Genomic DNA, 25339 nt, shown 5'->3' with positions numbered 1-25339 from the left:
AGTCACCGGTCACCGGTCACCGGCTCCCGACCCGAGCGCGCGGTCACCCCGCCGGCTGGAACGTCCACAGCAAGTTGGGGCTGTCCTGCCACGTCCACTGCTTGCAGACCGAGCCCGAGGCCACCGCGCCGCCGCCGTCGAGTACCAGGCCGGTGGCGCGGTTCGCGATCGAGTAGCGGGCCGTGCCGCGGTCGGTGATCTGCCACTGCTGGTTGTTGCCGCCGCTCCAGGCCGACTCCCTGACCGGGTCGCCCGCGGTCGTCGAGCCCCAGCCGTCGGCGACCATGCCGTTCGTACGGTTCACCAGCCGGTAGTAGCCGGTGCCCAGGTCGATCACCTGCCACTGGAGGTTGGTGCTGTCCCCCGGCGTCCACTGCTTGAGGCTGGAGCCGGAGGCGACGCTGCCGCCGCTGTCGAGGGCGAGGCCGTCAGTGGCGTTGACCAGCTGGAAGTAGCCGGACGGGTCGAACGTCACCTTCAGCGAGACGATCGCGTCGTTGTTGCCCGTCTGCCGCAGGTCGGAGGCGTCCGCGGTGAACGTCCAGGCGGTGCCCGCGAAGTTGTCCGCGGAGTAGCCGGTGACCTGGTAGCCGCGCGGGATCCGCAGCGAGGAGATCGCCGACGGCCCGACGCCCGCGGCCGACAGCCGGGAGGCGGTGTACGTGCCGAGCGGCAGCGCCGCGCTCGCGCCGGCGTAGTCGACGTCCGTGAACGCCGTCGTGCTGAGCGTGGTGGCCGGTGTGCCGCTCACCGCGACGCAGACCACGGAGTCGGACGCGTTCGGCGCCGCGGCCGGCACGGTGACGTTGATCTGGCCGCCGCTGATCGTGAACGGCAGCGAGGCCGACGGGTTGTTCATCAGGTAGACCCGGCTGACGGCGTTGGTGAGCGCCGGGATCTGCAGCTTTCCGCCGGCCGGCCAGCTGAAGACGTGGGCGAACAGCGTGCCGTCCTTCTTGGTGGCCCGGCCCCAGGACGGGTCGGTGGCGTACGGGCTCGCGGTGGTGCCGTGGACGCTGTCGCCGTAGGTGGACATCCAGGAGGCGAGGCCCTGCAGGACGGTCACCGAGCCGGGGGTGACGGTGCCGTCGCCCTTGGGGCCGATGTTGAGCAGGTAGTTGCCGTCCCGGGAGACCACGGTGACCAGTTCGCGCACGATGTCGGTGACGGACCGGTAGGAGTTCTCCGAGCCCGAGTTGTAGCCCCAGGCGCCGTTCATGGTGGCGCAGGTCTCCCACGGCCGGGCCAGCGGCGCGGCCGGCACCGTCTGCTCGGGGCACATGAAGTCACCCAGGCCGAGGTTGCGCTTGACCCGCTCGTTGACGACCAGGTTCGGCTTGCGGGCGATCAGCCAGTTGTAGAGGTCCTGGCCGTCGGCCTTGAGCCACCAGTCGTCCAGCGTGGGGCTGGCCGGCTCGCCGAACCAGTCGCCGTCGAACCACAGCACCGCCGGGTCGTAGCGGTCGAGCAGCTCCTGGAGCTGGCCCTTCATGTCCGCGATGTAGCTGGTGCGGGCGGCCAGCGAGGACATGTGGGTGAGGCCGCCGCGGTCGGTCTGGGAGGGGTGGTTCCAGTCGAGGATCGAGTAGTACAGGCCGAACCTGATCCCCCGCGCCTCGCACGCGGTCTTCAGCGACGCCAGCAGGTCGCCCTGGTAGGCGGTGTAGTCGTGCAGGTCGTACGTCTTGGCGCCGGTGGTGTCGGTGAAGCCGGCCACATTGGAGTCCCACATGCCGAAGCCCTCGTGGTGCTTGGCGGTGATCACCAGGTACTTCATGCCGGCGTCGGCGGCCAGCCCGGCGATGGTGGCGGCGTTGAAGGAGGCCGGGTTGAACCGGGCGGACACCTGGGACTGGTAGTTCGCCTTCGTCCAGCTCTCGTTGGTGAAGGCCCACTCGCCGTGGCCGAGGTAGGAGTAGGACCCGAAGTGGATGAACATGCCGAACCTGGCCTGGTACCACCAGGCCATCTTGGCCGGGACGCTGTACGCCTGGGCGGGCGTGGCCCGGAGGATCTGCGGCAGCCCGAAGGCGACAGCGCCGCCGGCCGCGGCGGCGGCCTTGATCAGGGAGCGGCGGCTGATGGGCAGGGGTGCGGGCATGGAGGACACAGGGCGGCTCCAGCGATGTGGGGGGTGGACCGGCGGGGGGATCCGTGACATCGGATGAATGTATAGAGCCCGCCGAGAGCCATGTCCAGGGCCCTGGCAAGAACCCGGCAGATTCGGACCCCGCGCCCCCGAGATCCACCCACCACCCCAGCCATAGATCGGATCTCTGACCGCCCCTCACTCCGCACCCACGAGCAGCCCGCCCGCCAACTCACCACCAACCCGCCGCCAGGCCGCCACCACCCCGCCCCGACATGCGAAACGGGCCCCCGGCCGCGACTTTCGTCACTTCCGGGGGCCCGTCTCAGGGTTACCGCTCTGTGCGCGAGGGGGGAGTTGAACCCCCACGCCCTTTCGGGCACTGGAACCTGAATCCAGCGCGTCTGCCTATTCCGCCACCCGCGCATGGGTGTCGCCGTCCGATTCTCACTCAGCCCGTTGACTTGTGGTCAGGGGGTGGGGGAGTGCCTTCCGACATGCAGAAGGTTAGCACGGTGCCAGGGGTGGAATCACATCCGTTTGGGGCCGCCGCGCACGCCCGGGGGACGGTGACGGGGACGCGGCGCCGGGGCGGTCAGGGGTGCGGGACACTGGACGGGGAAGAGGAGCGGAGACGGCGGCCGGCGAACCGGGGACCGGCGGCACCGGGCGCATTTACCATCACAGTGGGCAGGGGCGGCGACGGACACACCGGCGCGGAGGGTGCGGAGAGCCGACCGGTGCCATGGGAGCGATGTGAGGGTTGACACTGCCCCGGCCAGCGGGATCGGGGAACCAGCTGTTTTTCCCGCGCGTGGATACGATCAGTAAGCAGTATCGGAAGTGACCTCAGGGAAGGTCCCGACGAAGCCCGAGGAGGGAGGTGCCCGATGGGAGTTCTGAAGCGCTTTGAGCAGCGCCTTGAAGGTCTTGTGAACGGCACCTTCGCCAAGGTGTTCAAGAGCGAGGTGCAGCCGGTCGAGATCGCCGGCGCGCTGCAGCGCGAGTGCGACAACAACGCCACGATCTGGAACCGCGACCGCACGGTGGTGCCCAACGACTTCATCGTCGAGCTGAGCGCCCCCGACTACGAGCGGCTCAGCCCGTACTCGGTGCAGCTCGGGGACGAGCTGGCCGGCATGGTCGCCGACTACGCCAAGCAGCAGCGGTACACGTTCATGGGCGCCATCAAGGTGCACCTGGAGCGGGCCGACGACCTCGACACCGGCCTGTACCGGGTCCGCAGCCGCACCCTCGCGGCCAGCGAGTCCCAGCACGCCCCGCAGGCCCAGCAGGCACCGGCCCCGCACGCCCCGGCCGGCTACCAGCAGCCCCGGCAGCCCGCCCCGCAGCAGGAGCAGCCCCGGGCCGCCGCCCCCAAGAGCCAGCTGCCCCGCCCCGGCGGCCGGCACGGCCAGGGTCCGGCGGCCGCGCTGCCCGGCGGTCCCCCGCCGCGGCCGGGCGGCCCGCCCCCGATGCCCGCCGCGCCGCCGCCCGGGCGCGGCCACGCACCCGTGACCCGGCTGCCCGGCACGGGCGTTCCGGCCGGCTCCGCCGCCGCCTCGACCCGCCGCTGGATCGAGATCAACGGCAACCGGCACCAGATCTCCCGCGCGACCCTGGTCCTGGGCCGCTCCACCGAGGCCGACGTCCGGGTGGACGACCCCGGTGTCTCCCGCAAACACTGCGAGATCCGGGTCGGAACCCCCTCGGTCGTGCAGGACCTCGGGTCGACAAACGGCATTGTGGTGGACGGACAGCACACCACCCGCGCTACGCTCCGCGACGGCTCCCGCATTGTGGTGGGGAGCACCACCATCGTTTACCGGCAAGCCGAAGGGTGAAGCGGGGGCAATGTCAGAGCTGACCCTGACGGTCATGCGGTTGGGTTTTCTCGCCGTGCTGTGGCTGTTCGTGATCGTCGCGGTGCAGGTCATCCGCAGTGACCTGTTCGGAACCCGGGTGACGCAGCGCTCCTCGCGCCGCGGGGACGACCGGTCCCGCCCGCCGCAGCAGCGCCAGCAGCAGGCGGCCGCGCAGGCCGCCGCCCAGCGGCAGCAGCAGGGCAGCGGCCGGCAGCGCCGCGGCTCCCCCACCAAACTGGTGGTCGCCGAGGGCTCGCTCGCGGGTACGACGGTGGCTCTCCAGGGCCAGACGATCACCCTGGGCCGGGCACATGACTCGACGATTGTGCTCGACGACGACTATGCGTCCAGCAGGCATGCCAGGATCTACCCGGACCGCGACGGCCAGTGGATCGTCGAGGACCTGGGATCCACTAACGGCACCTATCTGGACCGGAACCGGCTGACCACGCCGACCCCGGTCCCGCTGGGTGCGCCGATCCGCATCGGCAAGACCGTCATCGAGCTGCGGAAGTAGTCGCACAATGGGCGAGCGGAGCCACGACGCGCGAGCGAGAGGGTGGGCAGCGTGCGGATGTACCCGGAGCCGACGGGGGAGGTACGCATGTCTCTGAGCCTGCGTTTCGCCGCCGGTTCGCACAAGGGCATGATCCGCGAGGGGAACGAGGACTCCGGCTACGCCGGCCCCCGTCTGCTCGCGATCGCCGACGGCATGGGCGGCCAGGCCGCCGGAGAGGTCGCCTCGTCCGAGGTGATCTCCACCATCGTCACGCTCGACGACGACATCCCCGGCTCCGACATCCTGACCTCGCTCGGCACCGCCGTGCAGCGTGCCAACGACCAGTTGCTGCACATGGTCTCCGAGGACCCGCAGCTGGAGGGCATGGGCACCACGCTGACCGCCCTGCTGTGGACCGGGCAGCGGCTCGGCCTCGTCCACGTCGGTGACTCCCGGGCGTACCTGCTGCGGGACGGCGTACTGACCCAGATCACCCAGGACCACACCTGGGTGCAGCGGCTGGTCGACGAGGGCCGGATCACCGAGGAGGAGGCCACCACCCATCCGCAGCGCTCGCTGCTGATGCGGGCGCTCGGCAGCGGCGAACACGTCGAACCCGATCTGTCGATCCGTGAGGTGCGGGTCGGCGACCGGTATCTGATCTGCTCCGACGGCCTGTCCGGCGTGGTCAGCCAGCAGACCCTGGAGGACACCCTCGCCGGGTACCAGGCACCGCACGAAACCGTGCAGGAGCTGATCCAGCTCGCGCTGCGCGGCGGCGGTCCTGACAACATCACCTGCATCGTCGCCGACGTGCTCGACACCGACGACGGCGACACGCTGGCGGCGCAGCTCAACGACACTCCTGTGGTGGTCGGCGCGGTCGCCGACACCCAGCTGCCGCTGAGCGACGCCCGGCACCTGCAGACCCCGGCCGGCCGCGCCTCCGAACTCGGCCGCACCCCGCCGCCGCAGCAGTCAGGGCCCGCGGGCTCCTTCGGGCCGCCCGGCAGCGGCGACCCGGTCTCCGGCGGCCCGCTCGGCAGCTTCGGCGGCTACGGCGAGGGCGACCTCGGCAAGAAGGACACCCGGCGCAAGTGGCCCAAGCGCACCCTGGTCTCGGTGATCGTGCTCGCGGTGATCGCCGGCGGGCTCTACGGGGCGTACACCTGGACCCAGACCCAGTACTACGTCGGCGCCAAGGGCGATCATGTCGCCGTCTACCAGGGCATCGACCAGAAGCTGGCCTGGATCAAGCTGTCCAAGGTGCACAAGGACCGCTCCGACATCGAACTCAAGTACCTGCCCTCGTACCAGCGCAAGCAGGTCGAGGACACCATCGCGCTGAGCAGCCTCGGCCAGGCGGACGACAAGGCCGACGAGCTGGCCGCGCAGGCGCTGGTGTGCAAGAAGGTCTCTCCTGCCGCCACCACGACCGCCCAGGGCACCTCCGCCAGGGGCACCACCTCGGCAGCGGGCACCGCCCGGGCCGTCGCGGACCGGCTGGCCGCCCCGGCCGGCACCCCGGCCGCCGGCGGCAAGGCGGGCGCCCCCGCCTCGGGCGGCACGGGCGCGCCGGCCTCCGGCGCCCCCGGCACCAGCCTGACCCCGGCCGGAAAGGCGCCCACCGGCACCAAGCCCACCACCCCTCCCACCACCAAGCCCGCCCCCTCGCCCACGCCCTCCCTGACGCCCGAGGAAAAGAAGCTGGCCCAGCAGTGCGGCAGCACGGGCCAGCAGTAGCACGGGGACCAGTAGGAGGTATCGGCTCTTCATGAGCGCCAGCAACACCACCACCATCACCTCGATCGGCGCTCCCAACCGCCGCAACACCGAGCTGGCCCTGCTGGTCTTCGCGGTGCTCATCCCGGTGTTCGCCTTCGCCAACGTCGGCCTGGCCAAGAACAACTCGCTGCCGGCCGGCCTGGCCGGCTACGGCCTGGGCCTGGGCGCGCTGGCCTGCGTCGCCCACCTGGTGGTGCGCAAGTTCGCGCCGTACGCGGACCCGCTGATGCTGCCGATCGCCATCCTGCTCAACGGGCTCGGCCTGGTGCTCATCTGGCGGCTCGACATGGAGCCGTCGATCACCACCGCACGGCTCGGCGGCGCGCTGGCCCCCAAGCAGCTGGTGTGGTCCGCGCTCGGCCTCGGGCTGTTCGTGCTGGTGCTGGCGTTCCTCAAGGACCACCGGATCCTGCAGCGCTACACGTACATCTCGATGATGGTGGCCATGGTGCTGCTGGTGCTGCCGGTGTTCTTCCCGGCGGTCTACGGCGCCAGGATCTGGATCACGCTGCCCGGCATCGGCTCCCTCCAGCCGGGGGAGTTCGCGAAGATCTTCATCACCGTGTTCTTCGCCGGGTACCTGATGGTCAAGCGGGACGCGCTGGCGCTGGCCAGCCGCCGGGTGATGGGCCTGTACCTGCCGCGCGGCCGCGACCTCGGCCCGATCCTGGTGATCTGGGCGATGAGCCTGCTGATCCTGGTCTTCGAGACCGACCTCGGCACCTCGCTGCTGTTCTTCGGGCTGTTCGTGATCATGCTCTACGTGGCCACCGAGCGGACCAGCTGGATCGTCTTCGGCCTGCTGCTCAGCGGGGCCGGCGCGGTCGCGGTGGCCTCCTCCGAGAGCCATGTGAAGGTCCGGGTCCAGGACTGGCTGCACCCGCTGAAGCTGGCCTCCAACGGCGGTGTCACCGAGACCGCGCAGTCCCGTTACGCGTTCGGCTCCGGCGGCATCTTCGGCTCCGGGCTCGGCCAGGGCTACTCCCGGCTGATCGGCGGCATCGCGCCCAAGAGCGACTACATCCTGGCCACCGTCGGCGAGGAGCTGGGGCTGGCCGGCCTGATGGCCGTCCTGCTGCTCTACGCGCTGCTGATCGAGCGCGGCATACGGACCGCGCTGGCGGCCCGCGACCCGTTCGGCAAGCTGCTGGCCATCGGCCTGTCGGGTGCGTTCGCACTCCAGGTCTTCGTGGTGGCCGGCGGTGTGACCGGGCTCATCCCGCTGACCGGTATGACCATGCCGTTCCTGGCCCAGGGCGGCTCCTCGGTGATCGCCAACTGGGCCCTGGTCGCGATCCTGCTCAGGATCAGCGACACCGCGCGGCGGCCGGCTCCCAGCCCCGCCCCCTCCCCCGACGCCGAAGCGACCCAGGTGGTGCGCAGCTCGTGAACAAGCCCCTGCGACGGGTCGCGGTCTTCTGCGGCCTGCTCGTCCTCGCCCTGCTGGTGCGCGTGAACTACGTGCAGTTCGTCCAGGCGGACCAGCTGTCCAACGATCCGAACAACCGCCGGGTGGCGATCAACCAGTACGCCCAGCCGCGCGGCGACATCATCGTGGACGGCAAGGCGATCACCGGCCACACCGAGACCGACGGCAGCGACTTCAAGTACAAGCGCACCTACGTGGACGGCCCGATGTGGGCGCCGGTGACCGGGCACGCCTCGCAGGCGTACGGCACCACGTTCCTGGAGGGCGTCGAGGACAAGTTCCTCACCGGCAACGACGACCGGCTGTTCTTCAACCGCACCATCGACCTGCTGACCGGCAAGGACAAGCAGGGCGGCAACGTGGTGACCACGCTGAACGCCAAGGCGCAGACCGCCGCGTACAAGGGGCTCGGCAGCAAGAAGGGCGCGGTCGTCGCGCTCGACCCGCGGACCGGGGCGATCCTGGCGATGGCCAGCACCCCGTCCTACGACCCGTCCAGCATCGCCGGGAACTCCACCACCGACGAGAAGAACTGGATCGCGCTGGACAAGAAGAACGACCCCGACGACCCGTCGCAGAACCGCGCGCTGCGCCAGACCTACCCGCCGGGCTCGACGTTCAAGCTGGTCACCGCGGCGGCGGCGCTGGAGTCAGGCGCGATCACCGATGTGAACGCCCCCACGCAGTCGCCTGACCCGTACAAGCTGCCCGGCACCAACTTCAACCTGGTCAACGAGGGCAACATCAAGTGCAAGGACGTCTCGATGATGCAGGCGCTCCAGGTGTCCTGCAACACCGTCTTCGCCAAGATCGGCGCGGAGAAGGTGGGCCTGAAGAACATGGTCAGCGAGGCGGAGAAGTTCGGCTTCAACAAGGAGATCGACATCCCGGTCCGGGCCGACGCGAGCAACTTCGACACCAAGATGAGCGACGACCACGTCGCCCAGTCCTCGATCGGCCAGTTCGACACCGCCGCCACCCCCCTCCAGATGGCCATGGTCGCCTCGGCCATCGCCAACAACGGCAAGCTGATGAAGCCGTACATGGTGGACAAGCTGGAGGCGCCGAACCTGAGCACCATCTCGCAGACCGACCCCAGCGAGATGTCGCAGCCGCTGACCCCGGAGAACGCGCAGAAGCTCCAGGCGATGATGGAGAACGTGGTCCAGAAGGGCACCGGCACCAACGCCAAGATCGACGGTGTCCGGGTCGGCGGCAAGACCGGTACCGCGCAGCACGGCGTGGCCAACAGCCAGAAGCCCTACGCCTGGTTCGTCTCGTACGCGATGACCGACCAGGGCTCGCCGGTCGCGGTCGCCGTGGTGGTCGAGGACAGCGACGCCAGCCGGGACGACATCAGTGGCGGCGGCCTGGCGGCGCCGATCGCCAAGAAGGTGATGGAGGCCGTGCTCGACAAGTGAGGCACGACGGCCACCACAGGGCGTGACCTGCCCGGTCGGCACGGATACCGGACGATCAGGTACCGGTCGGGTATCGGCGGACGGCCGGGGCACGGGCCCCGTGGGAACGCCCGGTAGCGTAGCCCCGAGCAAGCACAGGGCAGTGGTTGACGGAGTTCGCGCAACGCACATCTATTGACGGGTTTGAGGAGAGGGCAGAGCTATGGAAGAGCCGCGTCGCCTCGGCGGCCGGTACGAGCTGGGCTCGGTGCTCGGCCGAGGCGGCATGGCCGAGGTCTACCTCGCCCATGACACCCGTCTCGGACGCACGGTCGCCGTGAAGACACTGCGGGTGGACCTCGCCCGCGACCCGTCGTTCCAGGCCCGGTTCCGCCGTGAGGCCCAGTCGGCCGCCTCGCTCAACCACCCGTCGATCGTCGCCGTGTACGACACCGGCGAGGACTACGTGGACGGGGTCTCGATCCCGTACATCGTGATGGAGTACGTGGACGGCTCCACGCTCCGCGAGCTGCTGCACTCCGGACGCAAGCTGCTGCCCGAGCGCGCCATGGAGATGACCGTCGGCATCCTGCAGGCCCTGGAGTACAGCCACCGGGCCGGCATCGTGCACCGCGACATCAAGCCCGCCAACGTCATGCTGACCAGGACCGGACAGGTCAAGGTCATGGACTTCGGCATCGCCCGCGCGATGGGCGACTCCGGGATGACGATGACGCAGACCGCGGCCGTGATCGGCACCGCCCAGTACCTGTCCCCCGAGCAGGCCAAGGGCGAGCAGGTGGACGCCCGCTCCGACCTGTACTCCACCGGCTGCCTGCTGTACGAGCTGCTGACCGTCCGGCCGCCGTTCGTCGGCGACTCGCCGGTCGCGGTGGCCTACCAGCACGTCAGGGAGGACCCGCAGCCGCCGTCGGTGTACGACCCCGAGGTCACCCCCGCGATGGACGCCATCGTGCTCAAGGCGCTGACCAAGGACCCGAACTACCGCTACCAGTCGGCCGACGAGATGCGCGCCGACGTGGAGGCCGCGCTCGACGGCCAGCCGGTCGCCGCCACCGCGGCGATGGGCGCGGCCGGCTACGGCTACCCGCAGTACGCCGACGGCGGCGCCACCACCGCCATGCCGCAGCAGTCCGACCAGCACACCTCGATGCTGCCGCCGATGCGCGAGGAGGACGGCGGCTACGGCTACGACGACCGCCCGGACCGGCGGCGGCAGAAGAAGAGCAACAACACCTCCACCGTGCTGCTGGTGATCGCCGGCGTGCTGGTGCTGGTGGGTGCGATCTTCCTGGGCAAGGCCCTGTTCAGCAACGGCAACCCGGGCAGCGACGCCAAGGTGCCGAACTTCGTCGGCTCCACGCTCGCCGACGCCAAGGCCAAGGCCACCAACGTCGACCTGACCCTCGTCAGCGACCCCAACGGCGCCTTCTGCGGTCCCAAGGGCCAGATCTGCAAGCAGGACCCGCTCCCCGACGCAGCGGTGCCCGACGACAAGACCGTGAACGTGACGGTCTCCAAGGGCTCGGCGCCGGTCGAGGTGCCGGACGTCAAGAACGACACGCTGGACACGGCTCAGCAGCAGCTGACCGGCAAGGGGTTCACGAACGTCAAGGTCTCCTACCAGGTGTCCACCACCCAGGACCCGAACATCGTCCTCAAGCAGGACCCGGACGCCGGTACCAAGCTGGACAAGGACAAGCCCATCACGCTGACGGTGTCGAAGAAGCCGGCCACCGCGGTTCCGGCGAACGTCACCCACGACAGCTACGACGATGCCGTGAAGGCGCTCAAGGCCCAGGGCTTCACCAACATCACCAAGGCACCGCAGGACCAGCCGTCCCCGGAGACGGACAAGGGCGATGTGATCAGCCAGTCGCCGCCGCCGTCCGACGGGGCGATCTCGCTCGACACCGCGATCGTGCTCCAGATCTCGTCCGGACCGGCGCCGACCACCCCGCCGACCAGCGACACCCCGCCGGCGGCGACGATGCCGCCGACCGCGGGGCAGACCCTGGGCGCCATCAAGCAGCAGCTGGCCGCGCTGAACCTGAACATCCAGGTCCAGGTGGTCAACGGGCCCGATGACGACAACGCCTTCGTGTTCAGCAGCAACCCGGGGCAGGGCAGCCCGCTGACCCAGAACCAGACCGTGCAGCTCGTGACCTTCGGCGGCGGGGGCAACCCCGGCGGGCACTAGCCCGGCGGCAGGAGACACGGGACGCGGGAGAACGCAGCAGGACCGGATACGGGGCCGCCACCGCGAGCTGTTACCGCAGCTCCGGTGGCGGTGTCCGTTGCGGGTCCACCTTCTGGGTCCTGACCAGCTCGCCCCACACCACGTAGCGGTAGCGGGAGGTGAAGACCGGGGTGCAGGTCGTCAGGGTGATGTAGCGGCCCGGCTTGGTCTTGCCGGACTCCTTGGGCACCTGGTCGGTGACCGCGACGTTGTACTTCGAGGTCTGGTCGAGCACCTTGTAGACCTTGTAGACGTACCAGGCGTCCTTGGACTCGAAGACCACCGGGTCGCCGACGTGGATCTTGTTGATGTTGTGGAACTTGGCGCCGTGGCCGTCCCGGTGCGCGGCGACGGCGAAGTTGCCGGTCTTGTCCCACGGCATCGCGGTGGGCGGGTCGGTGTAGTAGCCGGCCACCCCCTCGTTGAGCACATCGGTCGAGGTGCCCTTCTTCACCAGCACCTCGTAGTTCCTGCCCATCGCCGGTACGTGCAGGAAGCCGATCCCGCTCTTGGTGTCCAGGCCCTTGGGGGCGGCGGCCGGCGAACCCTGCGGGCCCTGCGACCACTGCTGCCTGACCTTGTCGGCGGCCTTCTTCTCGTGCCGGTCGGCTATCACGTTGGTCCACCACAACGAGTAGGCGACGAAGAGGGCGAGGACGACGCCCGCGGTGATCAGGATCTCGCCGATGACGCTGACGGTGGCGGCGACCGGTCCCCGCCCGCGGCTCGTGCTGCTCGTCACGCTGTTCCGTTCTGGTCTGCTGGTCCGGGGCCGGGTCACTCCACCAGGGCGTCGGGCTTGCCCTTGCTGCGCGGCCGTTCCTCGATGAGTTTGCCCCACACGATCAGCCGGTTGGTGCTGGTGAACTCCGGGGTGCAGGTGGTGAGGGTGATGTAGCGGCCGGGCTTGGTGAAGCCGGAGCCCGGCGGCACCGGCTTGATCACGCTGGTGTTGGACGGCGGGGTGGACGGCAGCGTGCTGGTGACCTGGTACGTGTAGTAGGCGGTCGCCGTCTCGACCACCACCTTGTCGCCCGCGACCAGGTGGTTGATGTAGCGGAACGGCTCGCCGTGCGTGTTGCGGTGCGCGGCGACGGCGAAGTTGCCCGTCTTGTCCCAGGGCATCGCGGTGTTCAGCGCGCCGTCGTAGTGGCCGATCATGCCCTTGTTGAGCACCTTGGTGGTGCTCACGCCCTGGGCGATCGGCGCCTTGACGTCCAGCTTGGGGATGTACATGATCGCGAAGCCCTGGCCGGGGGAGAAGGTGCCGGGTACCCGCTTGGGGTCCTGCGGGGCGCTGTCCCACTGGTGCTGGAGGTTGTTGGCGGCGCCGTTGGCCTGCTGATGGGCGCGGACGTTGGTCCACCAGAGCTGGTAGGTGACGAACAGCAGCATCAACACGCCCAGTGTGATGAACAGTTCGCCCACCACGCGGCTCAGGACCACCGCGGGGCTCTCCTTGGCCGCCCGTGCGGCCTTCCGGGCCTCGACCCGGCTCAGCGGCGCGGAGGGGCCCTCCTGCGCCCCCTGCGCCTCCGCGGCGGGCGCGGATCTGCCGCCGGCCCGGTGACCGCCACCGCCGCCCTGCCGTGCGGCCTTCCGCCGCGCGGCCCGCCCTCCGTCGGCCGGCGCCCCGGCCAGGTCGGGCCCCGGCGGGGGTTCCTCGACGACGACGGGCATCTGCGCGGTGGCGTCGGCCTCCTGGATCGCGGCGGTCTCCGGGATCGCGTCCGGGACCTCGGGAACCTCCGGCATCGCGGGGGCCGCGGGGAATTCGGGCGCCGGCGGGAATTCGGGGGCCGGTGGGGCCGCGTGCCTGGCCGTTCGTATCGGGGCGACCGGCGGGTCCGGCACGGGAACAGGGCCCGGGGCGGGCTGCGCGGGCGGCTCGGGGACGTCCTCGTAGGCGGGTTCCGCGAACTCCTCGTACGCCGGCTCCGGGAAGTCCTCGGGCGCGTCGGGGACCGCGGGCGGGCGGTCGGGGAGGGGGTCGTTGAGCGGGTCGGCCAGTTGTTCCACGACGGCTTTGAACTGCCCGGTGTCCTCATAGGACATCGGGCCGTCGGCGGGACGCTCCGGCCGGAGCGTGGTCACGCCCCCGCCCTCCCCGCGGCCCCGGCCGGACTGCGGCCGACCACCGGCGCCAGCCCCGTCGAGCGGCCGACCGCGGCCGGATCACCGCACTCGGCAAGCCAGTTGGCGAGCATCAGGTGCCCCCACTCGGTGAGCACCGACTCCGGATGGAACTGCACGCCCTCCACGGCCGCGTCCCGGTGCCGCAGGCCCATGATGATCCCGTTGCCGGTGGTGGCGGTGACCCGGAACTCGGCCGGCAGGCTGTCCCGTTCGACGGCCAGCGAGTGGTAGCGCGTGGCGGTGAACGGCGACGGCAGCCCGGCGAACACCCCGGTGCCGTCGTGCTCGACCGGCGAGGTCTTGCCGTGCAGCAGCTCGGGCGCCCGGTCCACCACCCCGCCGTAGGCGACCGCCATCGACTGGAGCCCGAGGCAGACACCGAAGACCGGCACCCCGGTCGCGGCGCAGTGCCGCACCATCTCCACGCAGACCCCGGCCTGTTCGGGCGTGCCGGGCCCGGGCGAGAGCAGGACGCCGTCGAAGGCTCCCCCTGGCTTCGCCGGGGGGACCCCCAGCGCGTGCGCGGGCGTCACCTCGTCGTTGCGCAGCACCTCGCACTCGGCGCCGAGCTGGTACAGGTACTGGACCAGGTTGAAGACGAAGCTGTCGTAGTTGTCGACCACGAGAATGCGTGCGCTCATCGGATAGCGGCCATCCCGTTGTCCACCGTGACATCGTTGAACGGCAGCAGCGGCTCCGCCCACGGGAACACGTACTGGAAGAGGATGTAGACGACAGCGAGCACCATGGCGACGCAGAGTGCGGACCGCACCCATGCGTTCCCCGGCAGATGCCGCCAGACCCAGCCGTACATCTCGCTGCCTTCCTTGAGGTTCCCCGGAACAGAGTAAAGGGAGATCGCCCGGTGGCGGGTGGCCACTCGACAAAGCTTCGGTTAGGGAACGGGCTGTGCGTAGCGCAGATCCACCACCCCGGTGTATGCGGGCAGCGTGACCCGGCGGGGGGCGGCGACCTTCCAGCCGAGGCCGTAGGCGTTCACGTACTGGAGGTAGTTCTGGATGGCCGGGCTGTCGTCGATGGCCTTGCGCAGCTTGCCCTGGTCGCCGACCGCGGTGATCCGGTAGGGCGGCGAGTAGACCCGGCCCTGCAGGATCAGGGTGTTGCCGACGCAGCGCACCGCGCTGGTGGAGATCAGCCGCTGGTCCATCACCTGGATCCCCTGGGCGCCGCCCTGCCACAGCGCGTTGACCACGGCCTGCAGGTCCTGCTGGTGGATGACCAGGTCGTTGGGCTGCGGATCGGGCACGCCCGGCACCAGCGCGGTGGCGTTCGGCGGGGCGTCGTTGAGCGTGACCTCGATGCCGGCGCCGGTCAGCGGGGCGGTGCCGGCCGCCTTGTCGAGGGCGTCGAGCCTGGCCCGCTCGGCGGCGCTGACGCCGCTGCCGTGCCGGGTGAGTTTGTCCACATCGGCCCGCACCCCGGCGAGCTGCTTGTCCAGCTGCTCATTGCGGGCGTTTTTGGTGCGAACGGTGTCAGAGAGCTTCAGCAGCGGGTCGTCACTGCGGATGTCGACGCCCTTGGCGGTGTCGAAACTCATCCAGAAGATGAGTCCGGCCAGCGCGAAGACTCCCGCACTGAGCACTCGCAGCGCTACGGTGCGGTGGACAGGACGGGAGGAGGGGGTGGGGGGCGCGCCCCCGGATTCCGTCACCGTACCCTGTCTCCTTACAACCCGATGAAGCACTACGCTAACGGACGCCCAGCGGCGGAAGTGCCTTCGCCAAACCCCCATATCCGCCCGGATTGCCCGATATCACCCGCGCGGTACGCAGCGCATCGACAGGAGAACCCCTCGTGCCGAAGTCACGGATCCGCAAGAAGGCCGACTTCACTCCGCCTCCGCAGAAGACCGCCACCGCGATAAAGCTCAGTAGCGGCCACGGCTGGGTGGCGCCGGTGATGCTCGCGTTCTTCATCGTCGGCCTGGCCTGGATCGTCCTCTTCTATGTGACCCAGGGCGATATGCCGGTGGACGCACTCGGCAACTGGAACATCGTGGTGGGCTTCGGCTTCATCGCCGGTGGGTTCGTCGTCTCCACGCAGTGGAAGTAGCGCCGCCGCACGGTGCGACTACCACACCCGACCCCCGCGACGGTGTTTGTCCACACGGTTATCCACAGTGGGGAAAAGGTCGGAAGATCTGTGGATAACCTCTACGAGGTTGACGCCGGTACGACCGGTGGCCGGATCACGGGCCACCGGTCTTTCGCTGTCCGATGCTGATCACCGCAGGTCCGAGGGGTAGCCGCGACGGTACGGGGACCGGTTGTGCACAGGCGGCGAGGTCTCACCTACCCGCTGTGGATAACGTGTGATCAACGCCAGTGGACACGGCCCTCAGGACGTGACCTGTGCCACAGCGACCGCGGTCAGGACGAGCGACAGCACCAGCACACCGGCGGCCGTCCCCCACTGCACCAGGTCGCGGCGCTCGCGCGGCGCGTAGGCCATCGCCACCGCGACCACCGAGCCGGCCGCCAGACCGCCCAGGTGCGCCTGCCAGCTCACGTTCGCCCAGGTGAAACTGAACAGGATGTTCAGGCCGAGCAGGATCAGGATCGGCCGCATGTCGTAGCGCATCCGCCGCATGAAGACGGCGGTGGCGCCGAAGAGGCCGAAGATCGCACCGGAGGCGCCCAGGGTGGGCGTGCCGGGCGCGATCAGCAGCACCGCGGCGCTGGCGGCCAGCGCCGAGACGAAGTAGAGCGCCAGATACCGGGCCCGGCCGAGCAGCTGTTCCAGCGGGGCGCCGATCCACCACAGCGAGAGCATGTTGAAGCCGATGTGCAGCGGATTGTGCTGGTCGTGCAGGAAGGCCGCGGTCAGTACCCGGTACCACTCGCCGTTCGCGGCGCCGAAGCACTGCTGTCCGCCGAACCCGTTGGGCAGGCACCCTGCATAGAGGTCGTAGTCGTTGACGAACCGGTTGCCGATGGCCAGTTCCAGCAGGAAGACCGCGATGTTCAGCCCGATGAGGATCTTGGTGACCAGGTACGGGTCGCGGGCCACCACACCGCCGGCCACCGTACGCGGCTGCGGCACCCGGCCGGAGCCGCCGCCCGGCCTGCCGCCGGAGCTGCCGGGGCCCGCGGACCCCTGGCGTACGCACTCCGGGCACTGGAAGCCCACCGAGGCGCTGATCATGCAGTCGGGGCAGATCGGCCGCTCGCACCGGGTGCAGCGCACTCCGGTTTCCCGGTCCTGGTGCCGGTAGCAGCGGACCGCCTGGTCCTCCATGGTGTGCACTCCCCTGTCGACGGCTCGACGGCGCCCCTGCCGCGCCGGAACGCCCCGCCCACATCTTCCATACGTGCGGGCAGGGCGTGACGTTCCCGAAGGGTACGGGATCAGCTGTCGCGGCGCTCCACTACCACCGTCTCGATCACCACGTCCTCCAGCGGACGGTCGGTGCGCGGGTTGGTCGGGGTGGAGATGATGCCGTCCACCACCTTCTTGCTGGCCGCGTCCACGATCTCGCCGAAGATGGTGTGCTTGCGGGTCAGCCAGACCGTCGGCGAGACCGTGATGAAGAACTGCGAGCCGTTGGTGGCCGGACCGGCGTTGGCCATCGCCAGCAGATACGGCCGGTCGAAGGCGAGGTCGGGGTGGAACTCGTCGGCGAACTCGTAGCCCGGGCCGCCGGTGCCGTTCCCCAGCGGGTCGCCGCCCTGGATCATGAAGCCGGAGATCACCCGGTGGAACACCGTGCCGTCGTAGAGCCTGGCGTGCGAGGGCTCGCCGGTGTTCGGGTCGGTCCACTCCTTGGTGCCCTCGGCGAGACCGACGAAGTTCTGCACGGTCTTCGGAGTGTGGTTCGGCAGCAGCCGGATCACGATGTCCCCGTGGTTGGTCTTCAGGGTGGCGTAGAGCTGCTCGGCCACGGTCTACCTTCCATAGTGTTCGCTGACGGGCAACAAATCCTCGCACGGCCGGCAGACCCCCGGCGCTGTCCTTCCCGCGGCACCGCCCCGGACCACGGCAATCGGTTCGCTCTGACCCGTATGCCTTGCCGCACATGCCGTACTCCGCGCGGCCAGGCATGATTTCAAACCGGGTGGAAAGGCGAAAAGCGTACGCCACCGAAGAGGAGGTTCCAGTGACCCGCATCGACAGCGTGCGACACGCGGCCGACGTGACGAAGGACAGCGTCCGGCACGCCGCGGAGGTGGCGGCACCTTACGCGAACACCGCCAAGGACAACGCCGTCCAGTACGCGCAAGTGACCGGCGCGCTGGCCCGGCAGCAGTACGACGACAAGCTCGCCGACCGGGTCGGCCAGGCCACGGACAAGGTGACCGACAAGGTCGGCCAGGCCACCGACAAGCTCGCGGACCGGGCCGGACAGGCGCGCGACCAGGCCAGGGCCGCGGTGCCGCCGAAGGCCGCGAGCGCCGTGGAGACCGCGGCCAAGCGGACCAGGGAGACGGCCAGGACGGCCGCCGACTACACCGCGCCCCGGGTGGGCGCGGCGGTGGCCGCGACCCGTTCGGTCGCCGGGCCCGCCAAGGACGAGGCCGTGATGCGCGGGGCGGCGGCGCTCCAGGCGCTGCGCGGCCAGGTGACGGCCGCCGACATCGACCGGCTGGTGCGCCGCAGGGCGCGCAGGCGGCGGACCGGCCGGGTGTTCACCACGCTGGTCGTCGCGGGGCTGGCGGCGGGCGCCGCCTTCGCCGCCTACCAGTGGTGGGCCAAGCAGGCCAACCCCGACTGGCTGGTGGAGCCGACCGAGCCGACGGAGTCGGCCGACAAGTCCGGCGGCGGCACGCTGACGGTCGTGGTCGACTCGGCCGAGCTCACGGACGTCACGGACCTGGCGGACGACGGTGCCACCTCGTCGCTGAACGGCTCGGCGCCGCAGGTGGACCGGGTGGACGGTTCGCCGGACGCGGCCGGGCTCGACCCGGAGGTGGAGGCCAAGCAGGCCGAGGCCGACGAGGACGGGCCGGCGGTCGGTCTGGACGAGATCGACGGGCACGAGCACGGGCGGGGCGACAGCCGCTCGTAGCCCTCCGGGCCTGGATGCCGTAGCCCTGCGGGCCGGACCAGCCGGTCCTGGCCCGGCAGGACGCGTCCGGCCGGCCCTGGCCGGACGACCCCTGCCGAGCCCGGCCTCTCCGGACCGCGCGTGCCGCCTGACGCTGACGCCTGACGCCCGAGCCGCCGTGACCGCGGCAACGCACCGGAGGGCGGGAACCCCGCAGTGGGGTTCCCGCCCTCCGGTGCGTGCGCGTACGTCCCCGTGCGGCGCGGCCCGCGCGCGGCTCATGCGGGGCTCATGCGGACGGCGACGGCAGCGGTCCGGCCGCGCGCTCCTGCGCGGCCTCGTCCAGGTCCTCCTGATGCTGCGGCAGCTCCGCGGGCACCTTCCGCAGTGTCACCAGCGCGGCCAGCGCGCCCAGCAGCATGATCGCCGCGGCCACCAGCATGGTGCTGTGCATGCTGGTCATGTACGCGCTCCTGGCCGCGTCCACCACGGTGTGCCCGGTCGCGCCCGGCAACCGGCCGCCGGTCTCCACACCGGCGGTGACGGACTCCTTGGCCGCGCTCGCCGATCCCGCCGGCAGCCCGGTCGGCAGCGCCAGGTTGTTGCGGTAGACGACGTTGAGCACCGAGCCGAGGACCGCGATGCCCAGCGCGCCGCCCAGTTCCATCGCGGTCTCCGACACCGCCGCGGCGGTCCCGGTCCGGCCGCGCGGCACGCTGGTCAGGATGGTGTCGGTGGTGACGGAGAAGATGAAGATGATCCCGCAGCCGTTCACCACCAGCACCGGGAGCAGCTTCCAGTACGCGGTGTCCGCGGTCACCAGGGCGAAGGCCGCGGTGCTCGCCGACAGCAGGACGAGTCCGAGCGCCACCGTACGGGCCCGCCCCAGTTTGGGGATCAGCACCGAGCACAGCGGCGCGGCGAAGGCCGCGGAGAGCGGCCCGGGCAGCAGCGCCAGCCCGGCGGTCAGCGGCGACCAGCCGCGTACCACCTGGAAGTACAGCGAGCAGCCCAGCGACAGGGTGGTCGCGGTGAACATGGTGACCGCGTTCGAGCCGACCGCCCCGGAGAAGGCGGTGTTACGGAACAGCCGCAGGTCGAGCAGCGGCTGCTCGACGGTGGTCTGCCGGCGCCAGAAGGCCAGCAGTGCGACCACGCCGAGCGCGGCGGCCGGCCACCAGGCCGTGGTGTCGTGCAGACCGTCGCGGGCGGCGGTCTTGATGGCGTAGATGACACCGAACATCCCGGCCGCCGACAGCGGCACGCTCACCCAGTCCAGCCGGCCCGGGTTCGGGTTGCGCCGCTCGGGCAGCACGAGGAAGCCGGCCACCAGGACCACGGCCATCAGCGGCACGTTGATCAGGAAGACCGAGCCCCACCAGAAGTGGTCGAGCAGCAGACCGCCGACCACCGGGCCGAGCGCGAAGCTCGCCGCCCCGATGCCGCCGCTCAGGCCGACCGCGGTGGTGCGCTCCTTGGGGTCGTCGAACGCGGCACGGACCAGCGACAGGGTGGACGGCATGATGGTGGCGCCGAACAGCCCGAGCAGCGCGCGGGCGGCGATGAGGGTGCCGGGGCCGGGCGCGTAGGCGCAGAGCGCGGAGGTCGCGCCGAACCCGGCGACGCCGATCAGCAGCAGCTTCTTGCGGCCGATCCGGTCGCCGAGGTTGCCCGCGACGATCAGCAGGCCGCCGAGGACGAAGCCGTACACGTCGACGATCCACAGCATCTCGGTGGAGGACGGGTCCAGCTGGCGGGACAGCGACGGCAGGGCGTAGTTGAGGACGGAGTTGTCGATGCCCAGCAGGGCGGAGGCCACGCAGCAGATGACCAGCACCAGCCAGCGGCGGCGATCGGCGGGCGCCGCGGCGGCCGCTTGTTTCGTCGGGTTCTTCGTCATGCCCAGGAGAATGCGCGCCCCCGCTGACCGCCCCCTGACGCCCGCCGCACCGCGCACTGACCGCGACGGGCGGCCCCTGGCAAGAGGCTGACGCGGCGCGGCCGGCACGGCGGCGGCCTGCGGGAACGGGCGCGGGGCGAGCAGCCGGCTCGTGCGGTGCCCGGCTGGGGCCCCTCTGGCGAACGGACGCCTTCCGCACCGGGCCGCGGAGCGAGGGGCCGGCGCGAGGGCGGGCCACGGCGGCCCGCTGCCGTTGACGGGTCAGTCCCCGGCGGCCGGCGACCCCTTGCTCACGTACGCGCTCAGCGTCTCCAGCGCGGTGTCCCGGTCGTCGGCCGCCGCCAGGCGGAAAGCCGTCTCGTACGGCTCGTCGCCCAGGGCGGCGCGGGACGCCGCGGCGATCCGGGCGGCGCCCGCGCCGGACAGGGAGCTGCCGTGCATCGCGCGGGCCGCGCCCATCAGGGTCGCGGCCTGCCGCGGGTCGCCTTCGAGCAGCGCGAGCTCGGCGGCGGCCTCCGCGGCCAGCGAGCCGGCCATCGGCAGCCGCATCGCGGCGATGTCCGCGGTGACCGCCTCCCGGAAGTGCTCGCGGGCCGCTGCCGCGTCGCCCTCGGCGACGGCGAGCTGCCCGAGCGCCACCAGCACGGTGGACCGCGCGCTGTTGCTGGAGAACCAGCCGGTCGGGCACTCCGCGAGGGCCTGCTCGCACAGGGCGCGGGAGCCGGCCAGGTCGCCGCGCAGCCGCGCCGCCTCGCCGAGCCGGGTGTGCGCCACCGCCAGCATCTCCGGCGAACCGGCCCTGCGGGCCAGCGTCACGGCCCGCTCGCAGTCGGCGACCGCCGAGTCGTAGTCGCCGGCCCGCAGCCGGTAGGCGGCCCGGTTGCCGAGCAGTTCCGCCATGTCGAGCGCCGAGTCCAGCTCCTCGGCCAGGTCGAGCGCGGCGCCCAGCAGTTCGGCGGCGCGCGGGAGTTCGCCCCGGTGGTCGGCGAGGTCGGCGAGCACGTTCAGGCAGGTGATCATGCCCCAGCGGTCGCCGGCCACCCGGAAATCGGCGAGCGAGGCATCGCATTCCCGCTGCGCCCGCGCGGGGTCGGCGTGCAGGATCCAGGACTGGAAGCCGAGCCCGAGGTGCGCCAGCGCCCGGTACCAGGGGTCGTCGGCCGCCACGGCGAGGAACGCCTCCAGGGTCGTCGACGCGTCGAGGTCGCCCTCGGGCAGCCCGGCGAAGGGCGCCCACAGCAACGTGAGCGCGGGGAAGCGCCGGCCCAGCCGGTTCATCCCGTCCACCACCCGGGACGCCGCGGCGACGTGCTCGGCGTAATCCGCCGGGTCCGACAACGTGCCGACCACGGCGAGCACGCACAGCGCGTACTCCTCCTCCAGGTCCTCCGGCGGATTCGGGCCGAGGTGCGCGAGGACCTGCCGGGCCGGTTCGACGCCCTCGTTGCGCACCCCGCGCAGCAGCCAGTAGAGCGACAGCGCGGCGATCAGCCGCATCGCGGTGCGGAAGTCGCCGTCGGCGAGGGCGCGGTGCAGCGCGGCCTGGAGGTTGTCGCGCTCGTCGGACAGCAGCCGCAGCCAGTCGAGCTGCTCGGCCCGGCGCAGGTGCGGGTCGGCGCGCAGCGCGAAGTCCAGGAAGTAGGCGGCGTGCGCGCGCAGGCTCGCCTCGGTCTCGCCGGCCGCCGCCAACTGCTCGGCGCCGTACGCGCGGATCGACTCCAGCATCCGGTAGCGGACCCGGCCGGCGCCGTCCGGGTGCTCGGCCACCACGAGGGACTTCTCCACCAGCGCGGCGATCAGGTCCAGGATCTCGTCGGGGTCCTGCGCCGGGTCCGCCGCCGGGTCCGCGCAGACGGCCTCGGCGGCGGCCAGCGTCCAGCCGCCGGCGAAGACCGAGGCGCGGCGCAGCACGGCCCGCTCGTCGGCGGGCAGCAACTGCCAGCTCCACTCCACGACCCCGCGCAGGGTCCGCTGCCGCGGCTGCGCGGTCCTGCTGCCCCGGGACAGCAGCCGGAACAGCGCGTCCGGCCGGACAGCCGCGCTGTACGGGGCGTCGTCGCAGTCCGGCGTGCTGCCGAGCCGGGCGGCGATCTCGGAGACGGACAGCGAACGCAGCCGGGCCGCGGCCAGTTCGATGGCCAGCGGCAGCCCGTCGAGCGCGGTGCACAGCCGCAGCACCGAGTCCACGTCGGCGGCCGGGTCGAAGTCGGGCCGCACCGCGGAGGCCCGCTCGGTGAACAGCCGGACGGCGGGGGAGGCGAGCACCTGGGCGCGGCCGGTGCCGGGCTCGGGCACGTCGAGGGTGGGGATCGGGCACAGCGCCTCGCCGCCGATACCGAGCGCCTCACGGCTGGTGGCCAGGATCCGCAGCCGGGGGGAGGCGGCCAGCAGGCGTTCCGCGAGCGCCGCCGCGTCGGCCACCACGTGCTCGCAGTTGTCCAGCACCAGCAGCAGCGGCCGGCCGTCCAGCGCGGCGGCGATCCGGTCGAACGGGTCGGGAGCGGCGGCGGGACCGCCCGGCGCACCGGCCCGCAGCCCGCCGTCGCGCAGCCCGAGCGCGTCCAGCACGGCCTGCGGCAGTTCGGCGCCGCCGGTGATCCCGACCAGCTCGATGAAGCAGGCGTCCTGCTGATGGCGGCGGGCGGCCTCGATCGCGAGCCGGGTCTTGCCCGCGCCGCCGGGGCCGATCAGCGTGACCAGCCGCTCCCGCTCCAACTGGCCGCAGATCCGGCTGAGCTCGGCGTCCCGGCCGACGAAGCTGGTGAGCGGGGCGGGCAGCCGGTTCCAGGGCGAGTCGTCGGCGCTCTGACCGCCGGCCGGGGTGTCCGTCGCCGGGTCAGGACCGGGTCGCGGGCCCGGCTGCGGGTCGGGTCGCGAATCGGGGCGCGAATCCGGTCGCGCATCGGGGCGCGAATCGGGCGATGTTTCACGTGGAACATCGGGGGCCGGCGGAAGCGGTTCCGGAGCGCCGCGCAGCACAGACAGGTGCACGGCGGCCAGTTCGGGCCCCGGATCGGCGCCCAGCGACTCCGCCAGCTCGCGCCGCGCGTCCTCGTACGCCGCCAGCGCCTCGCTCTGCCGGCCGCTGCCGTACAGCGCCCGCATGTACTGGCCCCGCAGCCGTTCCCGCAACGGGCGTTCGGCCACCAGCTCGCCGAGGTCGGCCACCAGCGTGCGGTGCCGGCCGAGCGCGAGGTCCGCCTCGACCCGGTCCTCCACCGCGCCGATCCTCAGCTCCTCAAGGCGGACGGTCTGCGGCCCGGCGAAGGGGGCGTCACCGACATCGGCCAGGGCGGGCCCGCGCCACAACGCGAGTGCGTCCCGCAGCAGTTCGGCCGCGCGGGCCGGATCGCCGGCGGCCAGCGCCTCCCGCCCCCGCGCGCTCAGCCGCTGGAACCGGTGCGCGTCCACGTCGTCGGGATCGACCGCGAGCCGGTAGCCGGCGAGCTGCCCCTCGAGCGGCACGGGCAGCACCTGCCGCAGCCGCGACACCTGCGACTGCACCGCGTTGGCGACCCCGGCCGGTGCCTGCGCCCCGTACAGCCCGTCGATCAGCCGCTCGGTACTCACCATCCGCCCGGCGTCCAGCATCAGCAGGGCCAGCAGCGCCCTGCGCCGCGGCCCGCCCAGCGCAATTTCGGCGCCGTCCGCGCCCACCACCCGTGTCGCACCGAGTATCCCGAACATCACCCCCCGATTCTGTCGTATCGCGCCCCGCCGCGACCGGTCAGGAGGCCGCCGATCAGCGCCGGGGCGCGGTGGCGAGCACCGGGCCGAACGCCTGCAGGAGGTCGACGAGCCGTTCACCGGACGGCGGGAGCTGGGCGGGCAGCGCGAGCGGCGGTCCGGGCGGCGGCGCGGTCGCGGGAGCGGTCACCGGCGCGGTCGCGGGCCGGTGCGGGGCGGCCGGGAGGTGTCCGGTGGCGGTCTCCCACAGCGGCCTGAAGTACGCCGGGTCGCCGCCGAGCGCCTGCACGAGGTCGGCGAGCAGCGGCCAGTACGGCAGGTTCCCGTCGAGCGCCGCGCTGATGTCCTTGGGCCGCAGGGTGTGCCGGGTCGCCTCGGCGAGAACGTCGGGCGCCGGGTAGCCGGCCTTGACGTGCAGGGTGTGCAGCGCGATCCGCAGCCGTTCGGCGGGGTCGTCGTCCGCGGCCGGCCGCCCGGCCCGGTCGGAGGGCTGGTCCTCGCGGAGTTTCTCGTCCTCCCAGACCTTGCGCAGCACCATCGGATCGGCCCCGCAGGCCCGGGCGAACCGCTCGGTGAGATGCCAGCTGGGGAACCGTTCGCCGGACAGGATGCGGGACGCCTGCGACGGATCGATGCCCAGGCGCGCCGCGAGCGCCCGCAGCGGCATCCGGGAGGCGCGCTGCAACCGGGAGAGCACCGGCGCCAGATGCGACCGCGACCGGTTGGCGGCCGTGGCCGCCTCCGGGGCCGGCGGCCGGGGCGGCGGCGCTGCCGGACCAGGTGCTTGCGGCCCCTTCGCGCCGGCGATCCGGCGGCCCACTATGTCCGCGCGGAACGCCCGCCGGGCGGTGTCCGGCTGCATGGACAGCGCGGGCCCGAGCCGCCCCCACGGCACCCGGCCCCGCCTGGCCCGGCCGACCAGCGCGGCGGTCAGCGCCTCCACCGCCCGGTTCAGGTTGACGGCCTGCTCCACCGGGTCGAGCAGCGGGGCGTCGGGCCGGTCGAGGACGCGCAGCAGGTGCCGGGCCTCCTCCAGCATGTCCTGGGCGAGTTCGCGGACGACGGCGTCGGCCGCGGTGCCGCCGGGAACGGGTTCGACGGTCGCGGCGACGCCTGCGTCCGCGACCGTGTCCGCGCGGCGGCGCCTGCGGTAGGCCGCCTGCCGGCAGAGCGTGCCGCAGTAGGCGGCCGGCCGGCCGGACGTCCCGGCGCGGGTGCGGAGTTCGGTGCCGCAGTTGAGGCACTCGGTGGTGGGGGACACGGTGTTCCTCCTCTGGATGTGCG

Annotated in this window: 19 protein-coding genes and 1 tRNA gene; 8 read left to right on the top strand and 12 right to left on the bottom strand. The window is 71.8% G+C overall.

What is annotated here, in order from left to right:
- Positions 1-43: 43 nt before the first annotated feature.
- Together ACQPW6_RS19530 and ACQPW6_RS19525 are read right to left on the bottom strand one after the other, a co-directional pair.
- Positions 44-2101 (bottom strand): alpha-L-fucosidase, encoded by a 2058-nt coding sequence (locus tag ACQPW6_RS19530; RefSeq protein ID WP_433890928.1) that lies wholly within the window; start codon positions 2099-2101, stop codon positions 44-46.
- Between the two features lie 330 nt (positions 2102-2431).
- Positions 2432-2515 (bottom strand) — tRNA-Leu (locus ACQPW6_RS19525).
- 464 nt (positions 2516-2979) lie between these two features.
- On the opposite strand from ACQPW6_RS19525, the gene ACQPW6_RS19520 reads away from it, so the two are divergent.
- From ACQPW6_RS19520 to pknB, 6 genes are all read left to right on the top strand, one after another.
- Positions 2980-3933 (top strand): FhaA domain-containing protein, encoded by a 954-nt coding sequence (locus ACQPW6_RS19520; protein WP_433890927.1) that lies wholly within the window; start codon positions 2980-2982, stop codon positions 3931-3933.
- A gap of 10 nt (positions 3934-3943) precedes the next feature.
- Positions 3944-4471, top strand: a complete 528-nt coding sequence (locus ACQPW6_RS19515; protein ID WP_433890926.1) for an FHA domain-containing protein FhaB/FipA — start codon at positions 3944-3946, stop codon at positions 4469-4471.
- A gap of 57 nt (positions 4472-4528) precedes the next feature.
- The gene (locus ACQPW6_RS19510) at positions 4529-6196 is read left to right on the top strand and encodes a Stp1/IreP family PP2C-type Ser/Thr phosphatase (RefSeq protein WP_433894591.1); all 1668 of its coding nucleotides are present in this window, start codon (positions 4529-4531) and stop codon (positions 6194-6196) included.
- 31 nt (positions 6197-6227) lie between these two features.
- The gene (locus ACQPW6_RS19505; protein ID WP_433890925.1) at positions 6228-7628 is read left to right on the top strand and encodes an FtsW/RodA/SpoVE family cell cycle protein; all 1401 of its coding nucleotides are present in this window, start codon (positions 6228-6230) and stop codon (positions 7626-7628) included.
- Entirely contained in the window at positions 7625-9088 is a 1464-nt protein-coding gene (locus tag ACQPW6_RS19500) for a peptidoglycan D,D-transpeptidase FtsI family protein (RefSeq protein WP_433890924.1), read from the top strand. Before ACQPW6_RS19505 ends, ACQPW6_RS19500 begins: the two co-directional genes overlap by 4 nt.
- A 202-nt stretch (positions 9089-9290) precedes the next feature.
- On the top strand, positions 9291-11288 hold the full coding sequence (gene pknB / locus ACQPW6_RS19495) for a Stk1 family PASTA domain-containing Ser/Thr kinase (RefSeq protein ID WP_433890923.1): 1998 nt from the start codon (positions 9291-9293) through the stop codon (positions 11286-11288).
- A 70-nt stretch (positions 11289-11358) separates the two neighbouring features.
- Here the strand turns inward: pknB and ACQPW6_RS19490 are convergent, their stop codons facing one another.
- The 5 genes from ACQPW6_RS19490 to ACQPW6_RS19470 form a co-directional block, all read right to left on the bottom strand.
- Complete coding sequence (locus ACQPW6_RS19490) at positions 11359-12069, bottom strand: class E sortase (RefSeq protein WP_433890922.1); 711 nt, start codon at positions 12067-12069, stop codon at positions 11359-11361.
- A 35-nt stretch (positions 12070-12104) separates the two neighbouring features.
- Positions 12105-13421 (bottom strand): class E sortase, encoded by a 1317-nt coding sequence (locus ACQPW6_RS19485; protein WP_433890921.1) that lies wholly within the window; start codon positions 13419-13421, stop codon positions 12105-12107.
- The gene (locus ACQPW6_RS19480) at positions 13418-14104 is read right to left on the bottom strand and encodes an aminodeoxychorismate/anthranilate synthase component II (protein WP_433890920.1); all 687 of its coding nucleotides are present in this window, start codon (positions 14102-14104) and stop codon (positions 13418-13420) included. The genes ACQPW6_RS19485 and ACQPW6_RS19480 overlap by 4 nt, the downstream gene beginning before the upstream one ends.
- Positions 14101-14277, bottom strand: a complete 177-nt coding sequence (locus ACQPW6_RS19475; protein WP_433890919.1) for a hypothetical protein — start codon at positions 14275-14277, stop codon at positions 14101-14103. The genes ACQPW6_RS19480 and ACQPW6_RS19475 overlap by 4 nt, the downstream gene beginning before the upstream one ends.
- Before the next feature lie 81 nt (positions 14278-14358).
- Positions 14359-15135 carry a DUF881 domain-containing protein gene (locus ACQPW6_RS19470; RefSeq protein ID WP_433890918.1) on the bottom strand — a complete coding sequence of 259 codons (777 nt, stop codon included), beginning with the start codon at positions 15133-15135 and terminating at the stop codon, positions 14359-14361.
- A gap of 143 nt (positions 15136-15278) precedes the next feature.
- Between ACQPW6_RS19470 and crgA the strand changes: the two genes are divergently transcribed.
- The gene (crgA, locus tag ACQPW6_RS19465) at positions 15279-15536 is read left to right on the top strand and encodes a cell division protein CrgA (RefSeq protein ID WP_433890917.1); all 258 of its coding nucleotides are present in this window, start codon (positions 15279-15281) and stop codon (positions 15534-15536) included.
- Positions 15537-15821: 285 nt separating this feature from the next.
- Here crgA and ACQPW6_RS19460 read toward each other — a convergent pair whose 3' ends face one another.
- Positions 15822-16721: a rhomboid family intramembrane serine protease gene (locus ACQPW6_RS19460; protein WP_433890916.1), complete on the bottom strand. Its 900-nt coding sequence runs from the start codon at positions 16719-16721 to the stop codon at positions 15822-15824.
- Between the two features lie 110 nt (positions 16722-16831).
- Positions 16832-17365, bottom strand: a complete 534-nt coding sequence (locus ACQPW6_RS19455) for a peptidylprolyl isomerase (protein WP_433890915.1) — start codon at positions 17363-17365, stop codon at positions 16832-16834.
- A gap of 215 nt (positions 17366-17580) precedes the next feature.
- Here ACQPW6_RS19455 and ACQPW6_RS19450 point away from each other — a divergent pair, with 215 nt between their 5' ends.
- The gene (locus ACQPW6_RS19450) at positions 17581-18489 is read left to right on the top strand and encodes a DUF5324 family protein (RefSeq protein ID WP_433890914.1); all 909 of its coding nucleotides are present in this window, start codon (positions 17581-17583) and stop codon (positions 18487-18489) included.
- 268 nt (positions 18490-18757) lie between these two features.
- Here the strand turns inward: ACQPW6_RS19450 and ACQPW6_RS19445 are convergent, their stop codons facing one another.
- The 3 genes from ACQPW6_RS19445 to ACQPW6_RS19435 all read right to left on the bottom strand — a co-directional run bounded on the left by ACQPW6_RS19445 (position 18758) and on the right by ACQPW6_RS19435 (position 25316).
- The gene (locus tag ACQPW6_RS19445) at positions 18758-20368 is read right to left on the bottom strand and encodes an MFS transporter (RefSeq protein WP_433890913.1); all 1611 of its coding nucleotides are present in this window, start codon (positions 20366-20368) and stop codon (positions 18758-18760) included.
- Between the two features lie 261 nt (positions 20369-20629).
- Positions 20630-24058: an AfsR/SARP family transcriptional regulator gene (locus ACQPW6_RS19440; RefSeq protein WP_433890912.1), complete on the bottom strand. Its 3429-nt coding sequence runs from the start codon at positions 24056-24058 to the stop codon at positions 20630-20632.
- 52 nt (positions 24059-24110) lie between these two features.
- Complete coding sequence (locus ACQPW6_RS19435) at positions 24111-25316, bottom strand: helix-turn-helix domain-containing protein (protein ID WP_433890911.1); 1206 nt, start codon at positions 25314-25316, stop codon at positions 24111-24113.
- Between the last annotated feature and the right edge of the window lie 23 nt (positions 25317-25339).

The sequence above is a fragment of the Streptomyces sp. CA-111067 genome (assembly GCF_050956065.1).
In the GTDB taxonomy this organism is placed as follows: domain Bacteria; phylum Actinomycetota; class Actinomycetes; order Streptomycetales; family Streptomycetaceae; genus Actinacidiphila.
The sequence above is the reverse complement of the archived record's forward strand: the minus strand, read 5'-3'. Positions and strand labels throughout refer to the sequence as shown.

Excerpts from the sequence above, each read along its gene's own strand:
- ACQPW6_RS19475 (WP_433890919.1), bottom strand. The coding sequence starts at position 14,277 with ATGTACGGCTGGGTCTGGCGGCATCTGCCGGGGAACGCATGGGTGCGG.
- ACQPW6_RS19530 (WP_433890928.1), bottom strand. The coding sequence starts at position 2,101 with ATGCCCGCACCCCTGCCCATCAGCCGCCGCTCCCTGATCAAGGCCGCC.
- ACQPW6_RS19520 (WP_433890927.1), top strand. The coding sequence starts at position 2,980 with ATGGGAGTTCTGAAGCGCTTTGAGCAGCGCCTTGAAGGTCTTGTGAAC.
- ACQPW6_RS19505 (WP_433890925.1), top strand. The coding sequence starts at position 6,228 with ATGAGCGCCAGCAACACCACCACCATCACCTCGATCGGCGCTCCCAAC.
- ACQPW6_RS19510 (WP_433894591.1), top strand. The coding sequence starts at position 4,529 with ATGTACCCGGAGCCGACGGGGGAGGTACGCATGTCTCTGAGCCTGCGT.
- ACQPW6_RS19460 (WP_433890916.1), bottom strand. The coding sequence starts at position 16,721 with ATGGAGGACCAGGCGGTCCGCTGCTACCGGCACCAGGACCGGGAAACC.
- ACQPW6_RS19445 (WP_433890913.1), bottom strand. The coding sequence starts at position 20,368 with ATGACGAAGAACCCGACGAAACAAGCGGCCGCCGCGGCGCCCGCCGAT.
- pknB (WP_433890923.1), top strand. The coding sequence starts at position 9,291 with ATGGAAGAGCCGCGTCGCCTCGGCGGCCGGTACGAGCTGGGCTCGGTG.
- ACQPW6_RS19480 (WP_433890920.1), bottom strand. The coding sequence starts at position 14,104 with ATGAGCGCACGCATTCTCGTGGTCGACAACTACGACAGCTTCGTCTTC.
- ACQPW6_RS19515 (WP_433890926.1), top strand. The coding sequence starts at position 3,944 with ATGTCAGAGCTGACCCTGACGGTCATGCGGTTGGGTTTTCTCGCCGTG.